Here is a 271-nt window from a genome sequence, read left to right as displayed (position 1 = left end):
GTCGCGCACCCTGACGACCACGCCTCCCGAGCCTGTCCCGGTGCTGATCAGCAACTCGCGCTCTTCCTCATTAACGCCGTTCATCGCCTCGATGGCGTTCATGATGAGGTTTAGGATCACCTGTTGCAACTGGACACGATCCCCTTCCACCGACGGGAGGCTCCTCGCGAATTGGGTCCGCAGCGTGACGCCTTGCCGGAGCACTTCACCGCTGGTCAAGGCAATCACGTGACGAATGGCCTCGTTGAGGTCGAATTGCCCCTTGCGAGGG

The 271-nt window shown here is 61.3% G+C and carries 1 pseudogene; it reads right to left on the bottom strand.

The features are described from left to right. Positions 1-271: pseudogene (locus AF337_RS44995) on the bottom strand (ATP-binding protein); the annotation flags it as partial.

Source organism: Rhizobium ecuadorense, from assembly GCF_001187535.1.
In the GTDB taxonomy this organism is placed as follows: Bacteria; Pseudomonadota; Alphaproteobacteria; order Rhizobiales; family Rhizobiaceae; genus Rhizobium; species Rhizobium ecuadorense.
Note: the sequence above shows the minus strand (reverse complement) of the source record. Positions and strands in the feature narration are given on the sequence as shown.